Origin of the sequence: Dactylosporangium sp. CA-152071 (assembly GCF_050936335.1) — a bacterium.
GTDB classification, from domain to species: domain Bacteria; phylum Actinomycetota; class Actinomycetes; order Mycobacteriales; family Micromonosporaceae; genus Dactylosporangium; species Dactylosporangium maewongense.
The window spans coordinates 3,533,521-3,551,638 of sequence record NZ_JBNJMZ010000002.1 but is presented as its reverse complement, the minus strand read 5'-3'; the positions used below and the strand labels follow the sequence as shown (position 1 = coordinate 3,551,638).

The window sequence follows — 18,118 nt, the reverse complement described above, 5'->3', positions numbered from 1 at the left end:
GGGCCACATGGCGTATTGCTACGACCAGCCGGCACCCGCCACCGCCACCGTCAGCGGCGTGACCGTCCATTGTGGAACCCCCGGTTCCGATGTCGAACCCCTGCTCGATCTCCACCGTTCACCGTTCATCACCCGGACGGTCGGTCGTGCCTGTCGAACGACCGCCGCCGGCGCCGGTTCGCCCGCCGCGCGACGTCGACCGCCGTCCACCAAGGGAGAAATTCTGTGACATCTCAGCGCCTCGTCCGCCGTACCGCCTGCGCTGCGGCGACCGGACTCGTCACCGCCGCCCTCGCCGCGACACCGGCCACGGCCGCGTCGGCCGACACCCCGTTGAGCTTTCCCAGCTTCACCTACGTCGGCACGGCGTTCGACAAGACGAAGCTGAAGTACAACCCGACGAACGAGTTCATCTTCCCCAGCGTCATCCGGGCGGCCGACTACTTCGCGCACCCGCTCGGCACCTACTACCTGTACTACGCGCCGCACGAGAAGCCGGGCGGCATCTCCCTGGCCTACTCCGACTCCATCAACGGCCCCTGGACCGAATATCAGAGCAACCCGCTGGTCTCCAACACCTGGCTGCCGTACTACAACACGGTCAGCCACATCTCCTCGCCGCACGCCATCTGGATCGAAGGCGAGCAGAAGCTCTTCCTCTACTTCCACGGCGAGAACTCGATCACCCGGTACGCCACGTCCGACGACGGCATCCACTTCGAATACGGCGGCGCGGCAGTCCAGCGCGACGACAGCACCGGCGGCGAGACCTCGTACGCCCGGGTCTTCGAACAGTCGATTCCGCGGCTCGGCAGCCGGTACCTGATGCTGTTCATGGACAACCCGATCAACGCGCTCCCCGGCCCGACCGGTCCGGTAGCGCGGCGCATCCGCTGGGCGGTCTCCACCGACGCCCGGAACTGGACGATCCAGCCGCAGCCGATCGTCACCCCGCAGGGCGTCGAAGCCCCCAACGCCTCCGGCCCGTTCTACCTGCGTTGGCAGGGCCGCAACCTGGTGATCTTCCACGCGGCCGACGGGGACATGCACGCGGTGGACGTCGGCGAGAACTTCGACCAGGAGGTTCACCTGGGCGTGGTGCACGACTCGATGACGGCCGCGCCGGATCTGGGCCGCTCCGCGGCACCGACCTTCTACTTCGACGGCACCACCGTCCACATGTACTACGAGGCCGGTGCCCGGCTCACCGCCACCATCGGGCACGCGGTGGCCACGCTGGACGAACCGCTGCCCGAGCGGCAGCTGAACTGCACGGTCGACCGGCCGCGGCTGTGGCCACCGAACCACCGCATGGTCGACGTCAACGTGAGCGTCGACCTCCCGGACGGCGTCCTCGGACCACGCGCGTTCCAGCTCGCCGACGTCACCGGTGGCGACGCTTCGGACGTCACGGGGTTCGCCCCGGGGCAGCCGTCGCTGACCGGGCAGCTGCGCGCCGAGCGCGCCGGCAACGGCGGCGACCGGGTCTACACGCTGACCTACCGCGGTCACGACGAGATCGGCCGTGCGGCCGGCTGCACCGTCACGGTCACCGTTCCGCACGACCAGGGGCAGGGCCAGTGAGCGCCGCCGCGATGCGCCCGGGTCGGTAAAGATCGGGGTTGAGCAGGCCCGGTGCGCGGGCCTGCTCAACCGCCTCAGCGGACCCCGTCCTCCTTGAGCGGCCTCCTGTCCGGTGCGCTTCGCCTGGTCGAAAACCTTGGCAGTGGATGGTCCCGCGCATCCGCGACGCCCGGCTGCTGTGGAAAACGGCGGTGGGCCGCCCCGCAAGGGACAGCCCACCGGGCTCTTGTGCTTTGTGCTGGACGGGTTACGGCGTCGCGAGCTGGGCGATCTCGTAGGAGGACGCCGCGTGGTCGAAGATGTCGACGCTGTCGATCATCCCGCCCACGTAGTTGAAGCCGCCGGTCACGCGCCCTTCGCCCCGGCCGATCTGGATCGGGCCCCAGGCGTTCCACGGGGTCGCCCGGACGCCGGTGCCCTCCAGCACGCCGTTGAGGTAGAGCTTGATCGTGCCGGTGTCCCCGTCGTAGACGCCCGCGAGGTGGGTCCAGGTGTTGGCCTGTGCCAGTGTCTTCGCCTCCGCATAGAAGTACCCCGCCGGGTACTGCACGTCGTCGTTGGAGAACACCATGCGCCACTGGCCGCCGATGGTGCACTGCAGGTAGAAGCCGGACTGCCAGGTGCCCTGCGAACCGAGCACCGTCTGCCAGCTGTTGGTCGCGGTGATCCGCACCCACGCCGCGACGGTGAAGCTGCGGTCGGTCCGCACGACCGCGCCGCTGGTGGCCGCCCACTGGTTGGTGCCGTTGAGCGACAGCGCCCGGTCGGACGGGTCGGTGGCGAACTTGCGACCGTTGACCCGGGTCCCACCGGCGAAGACCTTCGCCGGGTAGTCGCCGTACTCGTCGAAGACGGCGGTGCCGCTGCCCGTGTCGTCGAAGCGCCACGCGGCCCGCCGCTCGGGCTTCTCCGACACCGTCCAGCTGCGCACCATCAGCGGCGCCGCGGTGAAGCCGGTGCCGGAGTTGCGCACCGTGTGCAGCTCGGTGGTGCCGACGATCGAGCTGTCGCGGAAGATCGCCAGGTCGTCCTTGCCGTCCCCGTCGAAGTCCGACGCCTGGAGTTCCTTCACCTTGCGCACGTCGAACGAGGTCCAGGTCGGCGACACGCTCAGCGAGGTGATCGCGGTGCCGTTCCAGCCCCACACGGCCAAGTTGCTGCTGGTGCCGTAGTCGTACAGGACCGCGATATCGATCTTGCCCTTGCCGTTGGTGGTGTCGCCGTCGAAGTTGCCGGTGACGAACCGTGCCCGGCGGTACTCGAAGTTGCCCGCTCCCGACGACCAGGCCGACCCGCTGGGCGTCTGGAACGTCTGCGCGGCCCCGTTGGACTTGTAGACCAGCGCCGACATGGTGTCGACCGCGTCGGCCTTCATGAACGTGACGTCGGTGTCACCGTCGGCGTCGAGGTCGGCGCCGACCGGGGTGGAGGTGGTGATGTTGATCGCCGGCGTGCTCGCCCACTGCGTCGCGGTGTACTGGGCCGAACCGGAGCTCTGCTTCCACACCCAGATGGTCGAGCCGTTGCCGGTCACGTCGCCGCGGACCGCCGCGACGTCGGCCTTGCCGTCGCCGTCGAAGTCGCCCGGCATGAACCGCAGGTTGGCGATGTTCCACAGTGGATCGACCGGTGCGGCCGGGCTGGTCCAGACCGGGTCCTGGAGGATGTCGAAGCGGTTGCCCCGGGCGGTCAGCAGGTACATGCGGATCAGGCCGTCCGGGTCCTGCCGGAACAGTGCGTGGTCGGACAGTCCGTCCGGCGCTCCGGAGGGGCCGGTGAAGTCGCCGGTGACGAAGCGCATCGTGACGAACGAGGAGCCGTCCCGGCCGGTGTCCCAACCGACGGTCTGGGTGGAGAAGGCGAGGTTGTTGTCGACGTCGAGGCCGTTGGAGGTCAGCGTCCAGGCCCGCAACCGGTCGCCACCGGCGTCGATGATCGCTGAGATGTCACCCTTGCCGTCGCCGTTGACGTCGCCGCGTTTCTTCGGCGGCACGGCACCGTTGTCGTTCGCCATCAGCTGGTACGGGTTGGCAGTGGTGACGCTCTGGTTGCCGGCGAAGTCCTCCGAGCGCACGTACAGGTCGCTGCTCGCGTAGCCGGTGTCGGGGTCGGTCCACAGCGTGATCGGGATGGTGGCGTCGCCGGTGCTGTCGGCGGGCACCCACCCGGTCAGCTTGTCCGCGGCGAACCCGTAGGCGTAGCCGGCGATGTCGGTGTCGGCGGGTGCGTGCTTGAGCAGCACGCTGCCCGTCTGGCCGACGTCCTTCACCGGGTTGCCGTCGGGGAAGTCGGTGCTGCTGATCGTCGGCACCGACGGCCCGGTGGTGTCCACGACGAAGTAGCAGCGGTTGCTCCACGGGCTGTTGCCGACCCCGTCGCCGGTGCGGGCCCGGTAGGAATACACCGTGTTGGCCGCCAGGACCCCGGCCGGGGTGGCCGGCCACGACACCGCGGAGCCGTTGGCCACGCCGACGGTGCTGGTGCTGTGCTTCACGGTCTCGGTGTTGCCCAGCAGCACCTGCAGGTCACCGTGGACCGTGTTGGCGTCACTGTCCAGCAGCAGCGCGCTGAACTTCGTGTTCTGCATCGCCGCCGGCAGCCGGGTCGGCCTGCTCTCCGAGCCGCACGTGGTCGCCGGGACGGTGTTGAGCTCCTGCGGCACGTCGGGCGTGGTGTTGTACTCGAAGGTCATCGCCGCGCTCCACGGGTGGAACTGCTTCCACTGCAGCTTCTGGCCCTCGTCGACGGCTCTGATGCCGAAGGTGATCTGGCCGCCGAACTCGCCGTTGGCGGCGCGCTGCATGTGCTGGCGGACCAGCGGGTAGTCGTAGCCGCCCATCCACATCGTCATGTCGGCGGCCGCCTGGCCGCCGCAGCCGGTGTCCTCGTTGGCGTGGCCCCAGCCGTTGGCGACGTGCGTCGCCCAGATGTTGCTGCCGCTGGAGTTGTTCCAGGTGACCGGGCCCGCCGAGCTGACGTTGTTGGTCCCGTACAGCATCACCTGGGTGTCGCCGCAGCTGGCGGAGTGGTCAAGGGTGATCGAGAACGCCGCGTTGGTGAGCTGCTTGCCGGCGAGGTTGTCCACGACGAAGAGGAAGTAGGAGCGCCACGGCGTCTTCGTGGTGGCGTAGCCGGAGTAGCCGACCTTGGCCCGGTCCCGGTCGGTCGACCAGTAGGAGGTGTTGCCGTTGGCCTGGTTGATGTGCGTCCAGTTGCCGTTGTTGGTGACGTTGCCGGACGGGTCGATGTACACCGGGAAGTTGAGGTCGGTGCGGGCCAACATCGCCCGGTCGGGCTCGACCGACAGCTGGTCCTTGCCGATCACCGAGCGCATCGTGGCGTGGTGGGCCGGCTCGACGAGCTCCGCCTCCCACGTGCTCAGTCCGGCCGGGACGACCGGCTCGTCCCACATGACCGGTGCGTCGCTGATGAGCACCGGCTTGCCTTCGCGGTTGACGAGGCTGAAGCCGCCGTCCGCCTCCGCCTCGACCTTGAGGTCGCTGGTGCGCAGTCCGAAGGTGAGCTTGCGCAGCGCCGGGTTGTCGGCCGCGGCCCGGTTCTTGACCACGAAGACCTTGCTGAACCCCTCGCGCTGCGCGGTGAGCCGCAGGTCGACGCCGGGCAGCAGATCGGCATAGGTGGCGTTGGGCCCGTCGAGCGTCGGCTTCGGCACCGCCGTCGGCCAGGTCAGCGCGAACGTGCCGCCGATGCCCTTGATCGTGAGCAGGTCGCCCTTGCCGCCGCCGGAGAAGCTGACGTCGACGGTGGTGGCCTTCGGCCGCACCACGCCCTTCGCGTCGCGGACCAGCGTGGTGTCGATGTCGGCCCACTTGCCGTCCTGCTTGACGCGCACCGGAGCGGCGAACTGCTTGGTGGTGTAGGTGCCGGACGGGTTGATGAAGGTCTGCGCCGTCGCGGTGCGACGTTGCACCACCTCGACGGGTTTGTTGGTGAGCTTTGCCTCGTTCAGCAGGGCAGCGGGCGAGACGTTCTCCGTGGTATCTACCGGGTCCTGAGCGGTGCCCGAACCGTTCGCCTCCGAGCCGCTCCCGGCAGCGCCGGCGGCGTACGCGGTGGTGTCGGTTGACTGCTGAGCGTGACGGCCGTCCGGCCCGAACTGCGTGACGACAAGCGCCGAAGCGGCTAGTCCGGTCACTGTGAGTGCGATGGCCCATTTCTGGGCACGGCGCAGCGGGATGCTCTCGCCCACCATGGTCCTCCCCGTCTGGTCGATGGCAGCGGCCGCAGCTTAAGGAAGGGAGCCAGGGAACTCAATCCCTTGTCCGGCGATGCATCTACATGCATGATTCGTCTGCCATCCGCCTGTGGGCGGATCTACGGTTGCCGATACGGGGAGGACGCCGCGGTGCGGTCCATGCTGCACGCTGTTCGAGATCCATTGCCGGACCATCGACGGTGGCGCAGCTGGCGCCGCCGGGCGGTCGGTGCGACGGTCCTGACGATCACGTTGTCGTTGCTGGCCTCAGGGCTGGCGACGCTGCCCGTGGTGGCGGCGCCGGTCGATCCGTTGGTGGCGAGTCCGAATCAGGTGGACCGGAAGGTGCCGGAGGACACCTCGAAGCGGGTGAAACCGGCAAGGTTCGCGGATGCCGAGCAGGGCCTGGGGCTGACCGCGGCGCCCGCCGTGAGCTGGCCGAAGGCCGAGTCCGCGACCGTCGACCTGGCCGCGCGGCGGCTCGCCGCCGAGCCTGCCCGAACCAACGCGGATGTCGTGCGGGCCGCGAAGGCGGGTCCGACGCGGGCCGGCGGGAGCCCGGTGTTCATCGGTGACGCCCGTGATGCGGTGCAGGAGGATCTGCGGAAGGTCCCGCTGGCCGGACCGGCGGCGGTCCGCGTCGAGGTGTTCGACCGTGCGCGCACGGCGAAGTCCAAAGTGGACGGCTTGCTGCTGAAGGTGGCTCGTCCGGACTCCGCGTTGAGCAACAACCGGATCTCGGTCGAGGTGAACTACGGCTCGTTCCGCGACGCGTACGGCGGTGCGTGGAGCTCCCGGCTGCGCCTGGTCGAGCTGCCCGAGTGCGCGGCCACGACGCCGGAGCGCAGCGAGTGCCAGGTGGGCAAGCCGCTGCGGTCGGTGAACAACACCGGCGCCGGCGTGGTCGGCAGCGACCTCGACCTGGCCGGCGGGGCGTCGAAGATGCTCGCTTTGCAGGCCGGCGGTTCCGGCGGAGCAGGCAACTTCGGGGCGACTTCGCTGAGTGAATCGGCGGCGTGGGGTGGTGGCGGTTCGACGGGTGACTTCACCTGGTCCTACCCGCTGAGCGTGCCGCCCGCCAACGGCGGTCCGTCGCCGACGATCTCCCTGGCCTACGCGTCCAGCGGTGTTGACGGCCGGACGGTCGGGGCAAACAACCAGGCGTCGTGGATCGGCATGGGCTTCGAGTTCGCGCCCGGGCAGATCGAGCGGCGCTACAAGCCGTGTGCGACGGACGTCGAGGGCGACGCGAACAACAAGACGCGGCCGACGGGGGACCAGTGCTGGTATTCGGACAACGCCTCGATCACCCTCAACGGTAGGGCCTCCGAGCTCGTGCGGGTCGGCACGAGCAACACGTGGAAGCTGAAGAACGACGACGGCTCGAAGGTCGAGCAGCTGTTCAACACCGGGCTCAACAACGGTGACGACAACGGTGAGTACTGGAAGTTCACCTCACCCGATGGCACCCAGTTCTTCTTCGGTCAGAACCGCTTGCCGGGCTGGACGAGCGGCGAGGAGACGCAGTCGGTCTTCACGGTGCCGGTGTACGGCAATCACCCTGGTGAGCCGTGCAACGGTGCGAATTTCCAGGCGTCGGGTTGTCGGCAGGCGTACAAGTGGAACGTCGACTACGCCGTGGACGTGCACGGCAACACGATGTCGTACTTCTACGAGCGGGAGACGAACAACTACGCCCGCTACGGCGACGCCGATCACCCCGACTGGTACGTCCGCGCGGGCAACCTGAAGCGGATCGACTACGGGCAGCGCAGCGACGCCATCTACAGCACGCCCCCCTTGGCGAAGGTGTTCTTCGACACGGAGAACCGGTGCGTGGGCGGCTGCTCGGCGCCGACGGATTTCCAGGACACGCCGACCGACCTCACCTGTGACGCGGCGCCGTGCAACCAGACGTTCTCGCCGGCGTTCTTCACCAGGAAGCGGCTGAACAAGATCCGCACCGAGGTGTTGAACAACAACGGTGTCGGGTTCCGTCCGGTCGACGAGTGGACGTTGCGCCAGTCGTACATCCGTGACGACGCCTCCACGGGCTATGCGATGTGGCTGGAGGGCATCACCCACAAGGGCCTGGGCGCCACCCCGGCGATCACCGCGAACGAGGTCACCTTCGACGGCGCGCCGATGGACAACCGGGTCGACGATCTCAGCGCGAACGTGCCGCCGTTGAAGTGGCGCCGGATCATCGGGATCACCAGCGAGTCCGGTGGCAAGCTCGCGGTGCGGTACATGCCCACGAACTGCTCGACCACCAGCCTGCCCGTCTCGCCGCAGGCGAACACGCTGCGGTGCATGCCGGTCAAAGGCGTGGACGAGGCGTACCCGAACCGGATCGACTGGTTCCACAAGTACGTCGTGGACCGCGTGACGCAGGCCGACGCGTACAGCGGCATGCAGCCGGTGGTGACGGATTACGAGTACGTCGGCGACGCCGCGTGGCACTTCGACGAGATCGACGGCATCATCCCGGTCGAGGACAAGACCTGGTCGCAGTGGCGCGGCTACGGCACGGTGATCACCCGCACCGGCGACGGCACGGACGGGCTGCGGCGCAAGACCGAGACGCGGTTCTTCCGTGGCATGCACGGTGACCGCAACGGCTCGGGTGGCACGAAGACGGTCAACGTCACCGACTCCCGCGGTGGCTCGATCCCGGATGACGACCGGTTCGCGGGCATGACCCGCGAGACCACCACCTTCCTCGACGAGACCACCCGCCTGAGCACAACCATCGACGACCCGTGGGTGTCGGCGGCCCAGGCCACTCAGACCAAGCCGTGGGGCACCACGGTCGCCACCAGGGCCGACGTGTCGGTCACCCGGACATTCACCTACCTGACCCCGACCAACGTGCGCGAGACCAAGGTCGTCAAGACCATGGCCACCGACGGCACGGTCACCCAGATCGAGAACCAGGGTGTGGTCGGCGACCCCAACGACGACAAGTGCACGAAGTACACGTTCGCGTCCAACGCGACCAAGTACCTGATCAACCTGCCGGTGCGGGTGCAGCAGCTCACCGTCGCGTGCTCGGTGACCAACCCGGCCAAGGGCGACGTCCTCACCGACTCGCGCAACTACTACCAGTCCGCGACGCTCGGTGTGATCGGCGACCGCGGTGTGGTGACGAAGGTCGAGGAGGTCAACGGGTTCACGGGTACGGCGGCGAGCACGGCGACGTACCAGACGAAGTCGACCGCGGTCTACGACGAGGTCGGCCGGGTCACCGATGCCACCGACGTCAAGGGCAACCTGACGCACACCGACTACGTGCGCACAGGCAACGGCCCGATCACCCGAGTGATCACCACCGACCCGATCGGGCGGATCACCTTCACCGACAACGACCCCGCGTGGGGCGCGCCGGTGAAGATGGTCGACGACACCCATGACGATCTCACGACCGAGGCGGAGCTCGACGCGCTCGGCCGGGTCATCAAGGTGTGGGGCCCGACCCGCAAGCGTGGCGTCGACTCGCCGGACAGCACCTATTCGTACCTCATCAGCCAGACCGGCTACTCGGTCGTCATGACCTCCACCCTGCAAGCGCCGTCCCAGGTGGCGGGGCAGCCGGCGGGCACCTTCGCACCGCAGTACACCTCCAAATACGAGCTGTACGACGGTCTACTGCGGCTGCGGCAGACCCAGATCGCCAGCCCGTCGGGTGGTCGGTCGGTCAGCACGCTGGAGTACGACACGCAGAACCGGATCGTGAAGCGTTCCGGGCCGATGACCAACGACGCACCACCCGGTTTCTCATTCCTGCCGGTGAACGAGGCGTCGCTGCCGAACCAGGTCCGCACCGAGTACGACGGCGCCGGTCGCACCACCGCCGAGATCCTGTACGGGCACATCTCGACCGGCCTGGCCGAGAAGTGGCGCACCACCACTGCCTACAGCGGTGATCAGGTTACGAAGACCCCGCCCGCCGGCGGTGTCACCACGACGGTGACCTACGACCCGGATGGCCGGCCGTCGAAGCTGTGGCAGTACAAGGCTGCGGGGGTTTACGACGAGACGAAGTTCAGCTATGCCAAGGACGGCCAGCAGAGCGTCGTGGAGGACTCCGCGGGCAACAAGTGGGAGTACTTCTACGACGACCTGCACCGCACCAACCGTCTGAAGGAGCCGGACCGGGGCGAGTCGACGCTCACGTACAACCAGTACGGCGAGGTCGCGACCACGACCGATGCCCGTGGCAAGAAGCTGGGCATGACGTACGACTCGGTCGGGCGGCCGACCGAGGTCAACGACGTCACGACGACCCCGCAGAAGAAGCTCACGTCGTGGGTGTACGACACGCTGAAGCTGGGCCTGCCGACGTCGTCGTCGCGGTGGGTCGGTTCGGACGAGTACCGCACGTCGATCGTCGAGTACGACGCGTACCTGCGGCCCACGAAGACCCGGGTCGGTATCCCGATGATCGAGGGTGGCCTGGCCGGGACGTACGACTACTCGGCGACGTTCAACTTCGACGGCTCGCCCGACACCACGTCGATGCCTGCGCTGGCGTCGCTACCGGCGGAGACGCTGACGGCGCGGTACAACGGGTGGGGTCTGCCGATCTCGACCATTGGCGCGTCGACCTATGTACAGGCGACGGCGTACAACTCATTCGCCGAGCCGCTGAGCGTGACGGTCGGTGCGACCGGCTCCGGTAAAAAGTCGCTGCTGTTGCAGTTCACCTACGAGGAGGCGACCCGCCGCCTGGTGACGGCGAGCGCGAGGCCCAACGGCGGGGCGAGCGTCGCGAACGTGGCCTACACGTATGACGCGGCCGGTAACGTCACCGCGGTCTCGGACCAGCCGACCGCGTCCGGTCAGGTGGCCGACTACCAGTGCTTCAGCTACGACTACCTGCGCCGGATGACCGAGGCGTGGACGCCGGCCACGGCCGACTGCTCCGCCTCGGGCCGGACGGTGGCGAACCTGGGTGGCCCGGCGAAGTACTGGAGCAGCTACACCTTCGACAAGACGGGCAACAGGAAGACCGAGCAGCGCCACGAGCTGCCAGGTGAGCCGACCACCACCTACAACTACGGCACGACGGGGCACCGGCTCAACAGCACCAGTGTCGGTGGCAGCACCTTGACGTCGTACCAGTACGACGCCGCCGGCAATACCACCCAGCGCGTGGTCGGTGGCAGTACCCAGGACCTGGAGTGGGACGCCGAGGGCAACCTGGTCAAGGTCACCGAGGGTTCGAAGGTCACCCGGTATCTCAACGACGCCTCGGGCAACCGGTTGATCCGCCGGGACGACACCGGCACCACCCTGTACCTGCCCGGGCAGGAGTTGCACCTCAGCACAGCCAACGTGAAGTCCGCGACGCGGTACTACACCCACGCCGGGGTGCCGGTTGCCGTGCGCACCAACGACGGCAATCTGACCTACCTCGCCTCGGATGCGCACGGCACGGCGACGGTGGCGATGGACTCCGTCACCGGCACGGTGCAGAAGCGGCGCTCGACACCGTTCGGTGAGGACCGCGGTGCTGCGGTGGTCGGATGGCCGGGTGACAAGGGCTTCGTCGGCGGTACGAAGGACCAGTCCACGGGGCTGACGCACCTGGGCGCCCGGGAGTACGACCCGAAGCTCGGCCGGTTCATCTCCGTGGACCCGTTGACGATCCCGGAGGATCCGCAGCGGCTCAACGGCTACGCGTATGGCAACAACTCGCCGATGACCAACGCCGACCCGTCCGGTGAGGCGTTCCCCGCCGACCCGGACGCGTTCCCGCCGCCGCCGGCCCCGCCAGCGAACCCGGGCAACCCTTCCGGGAACCCGGGCGGTCTGTCGGATGAGGACCAGAAGGCCCGGCTCGAGGCCGAGGCGCTCAAGAAGAAGTCCATGATGGACATGCTGGTGGAGCAGGGTCTGTCCTTCCTGCTCGACTTCCTGGGCATCACGGACATCGTCAACTGCATCACCAAGGGCGACGTCGGCGCCTGCGTCAGCACGCTCATCGGGATGATCCCGTGGGGCAAAGTCTTCAAGGCGGGCAAAGCCATCGTCAAGGGCGTCACCAGAGCCTTCGACGCCTACAAGTCCTGGCAACGCGCGATCAAGATTGCCGACGACGTCATCCGGCGCACCGACGACCTGATCGCCGCGGCCAGGAAGAAGGCCGACGAACTCGCCCAGTCGGTAGGCGCCGGGGCCAAGAAGGCCGACGACGCTCCGGGCGGTCTTGCCGACAATGCGGCCGGTGCGGCCGGGGACTGTGCCCACAGCTTCGATCCCGACACCCAGGTGCAGATGGCCGACGGCTCCACTAAGGCCATCAAGGATGTCGGGGAAGGCGACGAGGTTCTCGCGACCGACCCGGAGACCGGCGAGACCACGACCCGCACCGTCGTCAGGAAACACGTCAACTTCGACACTGACCTGACGGATGTGACGCTGACCGGCGAGGCGGGCCCGGAGACGCTGCACACCACGCAGCACCACCCGTTCTGGTCGCAGACGCGGCAGGCCTGGGTGGATGCTGCACAACTGCAACCCGGCGAACACGTCCGGGCGCTCGACGGGTCCCTGGTGACGGTCGAGAGCGTGCGGAGCGTCGACGACAGCCGGGTGATGCACGACCTCACGGTTTCCGAGATTCACACGTACTATGTGATCGTCGGGGCCCGCCCGGTCCTGGTGCACAACTGCGACATCATCGACGTCTACCACGGGACGTCCAAGAACGGTGCGAAATCGGTGCGGGACAACGGTGTCGACACGCAGTACGCCGACCCGGACAAGGATTTCGGTCAGGGTTTCTACACCACGACCAGCCGGGAACAGGCCGAAACCTGGGCTCGGAGCAGGTTCGGCGGCAACGGCGAGGTCATGCACTTCCGGGTGGATCTCAGGGAGCTCGCGAAATTGAACGGTAAGATCTTCCCCGATTCGGGTGGTCCGGAGTTCGAGGCATTCGCCCGCGGGCAGCGCACCGGCTCGGCTCCCATGCATGGCTATCACTGGGTGGAGGGCCCGATGGTGAAGAACGTCGGAAGGTTCAAACGCGGCGCGCGGGCCGAATTGATCGGCCAGCAACTATCGTTTCACACGGCTGCGGCAGCGTCCCTGTTGAAGTTGGTCAGCTGACATGACGGGCAGACACGAGTTCACGTTCCCGGTGATCGACGAGATGCGGGACTACGTGTCATCGATCGTCGAGGAGATGGCCAGGACCTTCAACATCTCCGAGGCTGAGGCGTTGTCGATCATCAACGATCACTGGGCATTCCACGAGATCGGACCGGACAACCTACTCGGCCATGAAGAACCGGACTACTGGGCACGCACGATTTACGGGCAGTACCGATGGGTGTGACCTAACGCGTCGCTGACGGCGGGCGGGAATGCGATGACGCATTCCCGCCCGCCGTTGTTTTCTGCGTTCCTCAAGATTTCGGAAAGCCCTTGCGCGGTCATGTATTTACTTGCATGACTCGTCTGCCATGCGTCGGGTCTGTTGCGTTGAGCGTTGCCTTGGTCGGGCACGCTTGAGCCGTGACGGTCTCGAACCGTTCGAGCAACTTCGGCAGCGTCCGAGGCACTGCGTCACCAAGGTCGCGCACCAGTGCGCTGTCGGAGATTGGCTGGTACGCGGTGGCAAGGTGATGTGTGTAGATCCTGGCGACGAGGAACTCGCCCCAGCGCTGGCCTTCGTCGTCGGCAGGCGAGCCGGTCAGCGTGCTCGCAATGCGGGCAGCCAGGATGCCCCGCGTCCCCGCGTAGTTGTCGTCGTCGTACGGGCCGTGGTGACGCAGCAGCTTCCCCACGTAGTTCTCAAGATCCAGCTTGAGGCTCCGGCGCTGCACGGCATCCAGGTCGATGAGCCCTCGGCCGGCCTCGGCGAGCTCCCGCAGCGGGTTGAGTTCCGCCCAGGATCGCATGCCGACCAGCAGCCGGCACGCAACTGTTCCGTCGTGCCGGGTCAGTCGAGCCAGCGGCAGCAGCAGGTCCATGACCTGCGTGAAGTTGACGGTTTCGTCGAGCGCGTCGATGACCAGCACCGGTCGATCGTTTCGCCCAGACGACCGGTTCCAGTCACGGATCAGGCGCAGCAGGTCGCTCGTCTCCAAGGCGCCATCGTCGGCGGGTGACAGCCTGAGCTGCCGGGCAAGTGATGCGACGATCTCTCGCAGTGCGCGACCGCGGGCGTGCACCGCCGCGAGCAGATCGTTGACAATCGGTGTCCACGTGTCATCTATGCGCCATAGACGTTCGGTGGCCTCGTTGAGCGTCGGATGAGCGGCGCAGACGACCATTCCGATCAACGCAGACTTCCCAGCCCCCGGACTGTCGGTGACGACCCGGACCGGAATACTGTCGCGGCCGTCGCACCAGTCCGTGAGCTTGCGCATCTCGCTCCGCCGGCCGCTGAGGCAGCCAGACCCTTCATGCCCATGGGCGTTGAGCCGACCACTGGCCCGCTGCATGAAGTGGACGGGGTCGAGGCCTTCGTCGACATCGGCCCAGAACGGTGACAGGCCCCTCTCCCGTAGCAGGAGCAGCCCTCGTTCGGTGTCGAGGTCCTGTAGCCGCAGCCTCAGGGCGCCGCTGCGTCGGCAGGCGGTCTCGGTGTGCAGGCGAAGCAGCAGTGCGTCGAGGATGGTGTCGTTGCCGGTGGTCCGGGCGACCTGGTTGATCTCGGTGAGTTCGTTGGAGGTCAGTGCCCGGCGGGTGCTCGGCAGGCGTCGGGGTTTGCTGACGCGGTGTGCGGGGCTGTCCGTGGCTTGGATGAGGTCGTCGGTGATGGCTCGGTTGTAGAAGGCGCGGGCGGCGGCGACGAACAGTTCGCCGGCGTGGCGTGCAAGCCATAACCGTGCTGCATCACGTCGAGACCCGCCACGATGCAGCATGAGCATGCCTGCATCGCGCTTTCCTTGCGGCGCACCGGGCCGGAATCTAGCCTGCACGGATGCAGGCGGAGCCACGCGGCACGATGCACGGCTGGATCTGGCGTGTGAATCTGCTGCCGTTCGTCGAGACGATTGCTGACCTTATCCGGTGCAGGGTTGATGACGGCGCGCTCACTGCCGGCTTCGAGCGCTCTGACGCCGACGACGACAGCTGGTTCACGTTCGTCCTGGACGGGCACCCCCGCGTCGAGATGCGCTTCGCGCGCACTCGCACGGACGACACGGTGCTGGTCGACGTGGAGTTGGACGGCATCGACGAGCCACTCGAGATCAGGACTGCTCTGTTACTGGACGTCTGCAACCGATACCAGCTGACACCCGAGGCAGGTTGATCTGAGCCCAACGTCCACGCTCAGCAAAGAAATCCCGCTGCGAAGGAACCCCAGGGCCACACCGTTGATGCCTCATCACGATGAAAATGGCTCGTGGGAGGTGCAGTGAGATCGAGGGCATCCGCAGGATCAGGGAGCTGGGTGCCGTGCCACTACATACAACGGCTATGGCGCTCCAAAGCCGTAGCATAGGCCTGGTGCGGCACGGGACGATCGTGAATCCGTGCGGGCTCTGTGGGCGGTTGTTGAGTCATCTGAACATGACGCATGGGTAGCTAGCGGATTTCTGGAGGTTGCTGTGCCATCGGATTTCGTGATGGATTCGCCGCAGGGGTTGTCCCATCGGGCCACCGCTTTCCTGGCACAGCATGCCGCTCGTGTGGAAGTTGATCCCGGGTTGACGGGCGACGCGCTTCGAACTGCACTGGAAAGCGTCCGCGGAGCGGTGGACGAAGTTCTGATACAAACGTTGGAGGGTCTTCAAGCTCGATACGCCGGCCTCACGTATCCCAGTCGGTTCTTCGACTCGGTGGTCACCTTCGTGCCGGTCTGTGAACCCGACCCGTACGAGGGCGAGGACGAGATCTCCTATGTCGTGGAAACGGGTACGGACTGCGGCGGGTCGGCGACCCGGACAGGTGAACTGGTGGTGTCGGAAGGTACCGCCAGCACCATCGAATTCGGGTCCGTCGACGCCCTGATCGAAAGCGATGCGATGTTCGAAGCTGCGGTCCACCGATCCGCGTACCGGGAGGTCTATGCGAACAAGCGGCTGGCCGGGCCGGCCGACATCATGGGCCGGGTCGGCTCGGTGCGACCCGTCGGCCCGGCCAGTGGGCGGTGGACCCAGTGGTTGACTGACGGGACCACCGATATCTTCTACTGTGCCATCTGGTACGAACTGACGAAGATGTCGCTCCCGTACATCAAGATTTGGACCGACAATCCGGACGTGCTTCAGGTGTTCAATTAGCCCGAAAGATCTTTCGGATAGTTTGATCCCTCGTTGCCGGGTCGATGTTCCTGTCGGCCCGGTAATGAGGCGTTTCCGTGTTCTTTCTTCGCAATCGCCCTGTTCGCCCCTTGATTCATGAAGAATTTACCTGCATGATTCGTTGCCATCCGCCTGTTGAGAGGCGGTGATGCCTCAAGATCATTCGGCCGGCTGGCCTGCGGATGACGCCGGTGTGGCGGCCGCGCGGCTGGGCGGTGCACAGGCCCAGCCGGCGCAGCCGATCAGGGCGCCTGCAGACCGGGACCCGGGTCGTCACCAAGCCGTTCTTCTCGGCTCCCAGCAAGGAGCCCTGGGGCAATCCCTGCGAGCGGGACCCCAACGCGTCCTCGGTACTCTACGGCACGCTCAACCTGCTGAAGGAACTGTTGTAGGACGTTGCGGAGCCAGCCCGGGAGCATGCTCCCGGGCCGGAAGGACGGCCCATGCGGAAGGTCGCGCTGGCGCTGGTGGCACTGGCGTTGATGGCCTGCGGGTTCGGCGCCGGCGTCGATCCGGGCCCGGACGAGACCGTCGACCTGGCGTCGGCCATGGTCGTCGGCACGTGGCGCAACGCCGAGCGGGACGCCACGTTCATGTTCGCGGCCGACAACACGTTTCAGGCGCTGAACGTGCCCCGCGAGTTCTTCCCGTCCTTCGCCGACGCGATCGCACCCGGGTTCGACCCGGCCCGGGACCGGATCGACACGCATGGCACCTGGGCGGTTCCGGGGCGGAGCCCGTCACCCCTCGACCGGCGCCGTAACCTGCTCACCATCAGGTACGAGCCGGGCGGCTTCGTCCCGGCGAGTGGGGTGAGCGGGTTCGAGGCGTGGTGGCAGGGGTCGCAGCTGATCCTGCTGACCGGCAGAATCGGGTTCCTGAAGTGTGCCGAGCCCTGCGGCATCGGCAGCGGTCTGCCCTCGACGTCACCCCGCTGACGCGGCGGTGGCCGTGCGGCCGTCACCGACGTTCCAGGCACGCCAGTACCCTGTGCGGAAGGACAGTGGATGCGAAAGGTAGCGTTCGCGCTGGTAGCGCTGATGCTGATGGCCTGCGGGCTGCGGACCGTGGACTCGCGGCCGGAAGCGATCGTGGACGTCACCCCGGAGATGGTCGTCGGCACCTGGCGCAACGCGGGGCGTGACGCCACCTTCGTGTTCGCCGCCGACGGCTCGATGCAGGCGCTGCATGTGCCGCCGGAGTTCTTCCTCGATTTCCAGTACGCGCTGACCCCCGATTTCGACAGGAACCGGGACCGGATCGACGCGGCCGGCAGCTGGACCCTGCCGGGCGGCAAGCCTTCCGCCCCTGCTCTGGTCCGCAACACGGTCAGCCTCACCTTCGAGCCCGGAGGGTTCATCCAGAACCGTGGCGGTGGCGGGCTGGAGGTGCATCGGCAGGGCTCCCAGACCATGCTGCAGTTCCGGGCCATCGTGTTCACGAAGTGCCCCGAGCCCTGCGCGGGCGGCAGCGGGGTGTCGCCGTCGCCGTCCCGGTGATCCGGCGACCGCGCCGCGTCACCAGGGGTCGAGGCGGAGTCGTGCGTGCTCGACGGTCATCATGAGGGCGCTGAGCGCGACGTACTCGTTGCCGCGCGGTGGCCGGAATGTGCAGGTGACCTTGCCGGGTGACGGTGAAGACGCCGCCCGAGTCTGCGTCGATGAGCAGCAGGCCGCCGCGCTCCCGGATGGCGTACCGGGTGCCGGCCTCCCAGCGCATCACGCGGACGATGGTGTGGTCGGCGAGCCTGCCGCTGGAGTCGATCGCCGACAAGGCGTAGACCATCCGGCGTTCCCGCGGGCCGATGAGGGCTGGCAGCGGCAGTGGACCGCGGACGGATCGCCTCGTCATGCCTTGGCCACTTGCCGGGTCGCCTGAGGATCGGGGGACGACCGCGGGCACGATGCCGGTCATGGACAGCACCGCCCACCTGAAGCGGGCACGGATGCTGTGTTGGCGTGTTCAAGGACGCTCGAACACCAGTACGTCAGACGACGCAGGCATGCTTTGAATCTGTGTCGAAGGGGGGATGTGAACCCCCACCCATAGCACC

General features: G+C 67.2%; 9 protein-coding genes. 7 read left to right on the top strand and 2 right to left on the bottom strand.

All coding sequences use genetic code 11. The annotated features are described in order from the left end of the window. Positions 1–225: 225 nt before the first annotated feature. A complete protein-coding gene (locus tag ACQEVZ_RS55955; RefSeq protein WP_433384216.1) occupies positions 226–1,584 on the top strand; it encodes a hypothetical protein in 1,359 nt (452 codons plus the stop codon). A 247-nt stretch (positions 1,585–1,831) separates the two neighbouring features. Here ACQEVZ_RS55955 and ACQEVZ_RS55950 read toward each other — a convergent pair whose 3' ends face one another. After that, positions 1,832–5,797, bottom strand: a complete 3,966-nt coding sequence (locus ACQEVZ_RS55950; protein WP_433384213.1) for a LamG-like jellyroll fold domain-containing protein — start codon at positions 5,795–5,797, stop codon at positions 1,832–1,834. A 318-nt stretch (positions 5,798–6,115) separates the two neighbouring features. Here ACQEVZ_RS55950 and ACQEVZ_RS55945 point away from each other — a divergent pair, with 318 nt between their 5' ends. Next, positions 6,116–12,916, top strand: coding sequence for a polymorphic toxin-type HINT domain-containing protein (locus ACQEVZ_RS55945; RefSeq protein ID WP_433384210.1), 6,801 nt, complete (start codon positions 6,116–6,118; stop codon positions 12,914–12,916). Between the two features lies 1 nt (position 12,917). Beyond that, positions 12,918–13,145, top strand: a complete 228-nt coding sequence (locus tag ACQEVZ_RS55940) for a hypothetical protein (protein ID WP_433384207.1) — start codon at positions 12,918–12,920, stop codon at positions 13,143–13,145. Positions 13,146–13,242: 97 nt separating this feature from the next. On the opposite strand, the gene ACQEVZ_RS55935 is transcribed toward ACQEVZ_RS55940, so the two are convergent. After that, positions 13,243–14,685, bottom strand: coding sequence for a hypothetical protein (locus tag ACQEVZ_RS55935; RefSeq protein ID WP_433384205.1), 1,443 nt, complete (start codon positions 14,683–14,685; stop codon positions 13,243–13,245). 53 nt (positions 14,686–14,738) lie between these two features. On the opposite strand from ACQEVZ_RS55935, the gene ACQEVZ_RS55930 reads away from it, so the two are divergent. The 4 genes from ACQEVZ_RS55930 (at position 14,739) to ACQEVZ_RS55915 (ending at position 17,564) form a co-directional block, all read left to right on the top strand. Continuing rightward, positions 14,739–15,071 carry a hypothetical protein gene (locus ACQEVZ_RS55930; RefSeq protein WP_433384202.1) on the top strand — a complete coding sequence of 111 codons (333 nt, stop codon included), beginning with the start codon at positions 14,739–14,741 and terminating at the stop codon, positions 15,069–15,071. A gap of 223 nt (positions 15,072–15,294) precedes the next feature. Then, the gene (locus tag ACQEVZ_RS55925; protein WP_433384200.1) at positions 15,295–16,044 is read left to right on the top strand and encodes a hypothetical protein; all 750 of its coding nucleotides are present in this window, start codon (positions 15,295–15,297) and stop codon (positions 16,042–16,044) included. A gap of 464 nt (positions 16,045–16,508) precedes the next feature. After that, on the top strand, positions 16,509–17,003 hold the full coding sequence (locus ACQEVZ_RS55920; RefSeq protein WP_433384197.1) for a hypothetical protein: 495 nt from the start codon (positions 16,509–16,511) through the stop codon (positions 17,001–17,003). A 69-nt stretch (positions 17,004–17,072) separates the two neighbouring features. Beyond that, positions 17,073–17,564, top strand: coding sequence for a hypothetical protein (locus ACQEVZ_RS55915; RefSeq protein ID WP_433384194.1), 492 nt, complete (start codon positions 17,073–17,075; stop codon positions 17,562–17,564). Positions 17,565–18,118 lie beyond the last annotated feature (554 nt).